This is a genomic window from Micromonospora sp. NPDC047753 (genome assembly GCF_040642735.1).
Lineage (GTDB): Bacteria > Actinomycetota > Actinomycetes > Mycobacteriales > Micromonosporaceae > Micromonospora.
The window spans coordinates 1-2,578 of sequence record NZ_JBEYSL010000714.1 but is presented as its reverse complement, the minus strand read 5'-3'; the positions used below and the strand labels follow the sequence as shown (position 1 = coordinate 2,578).

The 2,578-nt window shown below is 67.1% G+C and carries 2 protein-coding genes; both read right to left on the bottom strand.

From position 1 onward, the window contains the following. Positions 1-2,170, bottom strand: a 2,170-nt coding sequence (locus tag ABZ749_RS33605; protein ID WP_357235053.1) for a hypothetical protein, incomplete at its 3' end; no start/stop codon positions are given. A gap of 169 nt (positions 2,171-2,339) precedes the next feature. After that, the coding region (locus tag ABZ749_RS33600; RefSeq protein WP_357235050.1) for a cupin domain-containing protein at positions 2,340-2,578 on the bottom strand (239 nt) is incomplete at its 5' end.

Below are 2,578 nucleotides of genomic sequence, written 5' to 3'. Positions count from 1 at the left end.
CCTGGTAGGTGGTCAGGGTCCCGCCGCTCTGCACCACGAATGTGTTGTTCACCAGCGGTGCGCTGACCGGGCGGGTGCCGTCGCCGTTGAGCGGTCCCATCCAGGTGTCGGAGAACAGCCAGACGATCTGACCGTCGGGCAGCTTCACCGAGTACGTGGAGTCACCGCCGGTCCAGCCGTCGCGCGTGCTGGCGGCGTACCGGTTGAACGTGCCCTCCGGCTCGACGGTGGTCTCCACGCTGCGCACCGACAGCGGGCGCAGCACGCACGAGCGGCCGGTGAGTGGCAGCACGCTTTCCACGTGGGTGGAGAACGTCCTCGGGCTGCTGTCCGCGTCGGCGGAGTGGATGTCCAGTTCGGTCCAGGTGCTCACCAGGGTAGCGACCATGGGAAAGACAAAGTTGGGTACCGTGATCAGGCCACCGGCGTCGGGGTAGAGCACGGTCTGGATGCTCGGGTACTCCGCCAGCGTGCCGGTGCTGCCGGTCGGTGACCAGATGATGACCGCGGAGCTGCGGTTGGTGTCCTTGCTCGTATCGATCAGCAGCGTCGAGCAGTACCCACAGGACGGGTCACCGGAGTTCTTCACCGCCCGGAAGTCGTGATAGACGGCACCACCCTTACGCAGGATGTCCTGATACTCCACACGCGTACCAGCGGATGTCGCGTGACTCTTGCGAGCGGGTCTCGCGCCGCCGAGGACGTCGCTGCTCGTCCCGTTCAGGGCGCTGAGGTTGACGCGCCACAGTCTCGTGTCAGCGTCGGTGTAGCCATAGCTGCGCCACGCGTCCACCGTTGGGGCGGGGGCGGCGTTCGCCTTGGCCAGCCGATAGTTGGCGATGTGATAGCCCAGCAACATGTCCTTGAAGTTCAGGCCGTAACCCTGCGCGACATGCCGGATCGCCTCGATCGGCAGATGATCGTGATCCCGAACGCTCTCCCAGGTGCGCCGCACGAAACTCGGGTCGACCTGCTCCGTGAGATAGGTGGGCAGCAGGAACGCGCCGTACTGCGGGCCGCGACTCAAACCGCCCCACGAGTTGAGCGCTGAGCCCGGCATGCTGAGCACGTCGTAGACGTTGCGCGCATACAGCTCTTCCTCGCCTGGGATGGGCAGGTACGGCTCCCGGACGTAGGTCTGGTGGGCGGCCCACTCGGCGGTGGCCTCCATCCACCAGTTCATCGAACCGAACTCCTTACCGCGCACGAGGGTGGCGAGGAAATCGAGACTGACGTCAGACTTGTCCCAGTACTGGTACTGCATGACGTGGAACAGCTCATGCCGGGGCAGGTAGTCCCAGTCGGTCTGCCCGTTCGGCACCAGGATGGTGGCCTGCTGATTGAGCCCGAACGGCAACACGAAAGGCGCGTCAATCTCCAACCCGACACCGCCGACGGCAGGGATCTCGTCAACGCCGTAGACCAACACCCACGGCTTGCCGTCGCGCACCGGCAGCGGGTAACCCATCTCGCGGTACTCGTCGACAGCGATCGCGAGCGAATTCAGTAGGTGCTGGACGGCCTTGGCCCGGCCGTTGGAATGGTAGTCCGCCGGAATGCCCGGTCGGCCTGCTCCGGCGATGTTGAACAGGATGAGGAACTCGCCGGCGGTTGCCCGGCAGCGGTAGGTGACACCGAGATAGTCGAACGGGTCGGCGGCGCAGTCGTCGTAGCCGGCCGCCGCAGGGGCGGCAGCCGGCGCGGCGACGTCCGGCGCGATCATCCTCGCCGCCTCGGGCTCAACGCTCGCGGCCAGCATCGAGAGGTAGGTCAGGTACCGCTGCGGGTCGCGGATGGCACCGGTCTGCCGTAGGTGGGCGGGTACCGCCCGGGGTGAGCGAAGCGCGGTGAGTCCGTACCGCACCGCGTCGTCCCGGGAGAGCTTGCCCCGGTGGTACGCCGAGAGGATCCGTTCGTTCGGTCCGAAGTCGGGCGGAGTGACTGCCTTGTGCGGCGCGATGCTGGGCGGGGCCTCCTCGAACGGCTTGGGCCTCGGGACCGGCGGGGTGATCGGGTCCGGCTCGGGGGTGTGCGGCGCTGGAGCGGTGCCAATGGCACGGCTGGCGGCTCGCGCGATGTCCGGGTCGGGTGCCGCCTGCGCAGCGCCGCTGGTGGACACTGCCCCGGCCAGAACCACCGTCGCTATGACCAGAGCCAGGGTCTTCCTCATCTACCGCTCCTAGCTTGGAGGTTGTTGGACGTATCAAGTTGCACGTGCGGATTGAAGGAGCCCTGGCTGACACTGTGGATCGTCTCGACCCGATGCGGGCCGGTCTTCCACCCTTGAGTCGCCCGCAGATCACGAGCCCGCTCTCCGACGGCGTGTTCGGAATTGCCGGCTACCTCGCGACGATGCTGATGCCGATCATGCGTGCGCCGGTCTCGGTGCGCGGGCGGTGCGTGCTGCCCGGAGCAAACACCACGTAACTGCCCGGGCCCAGACGGTGGCCTCGATCGATGAACTCACCCGACACCACGTAGTAGCGTTCCTCGCCCTCGTGCACGTCCACCTCTGGCCACTCCGTGCCCGGGGCGAAGTCGTACATCCAGCCACGGGCCCGCTCGGTCACCGGCAGGC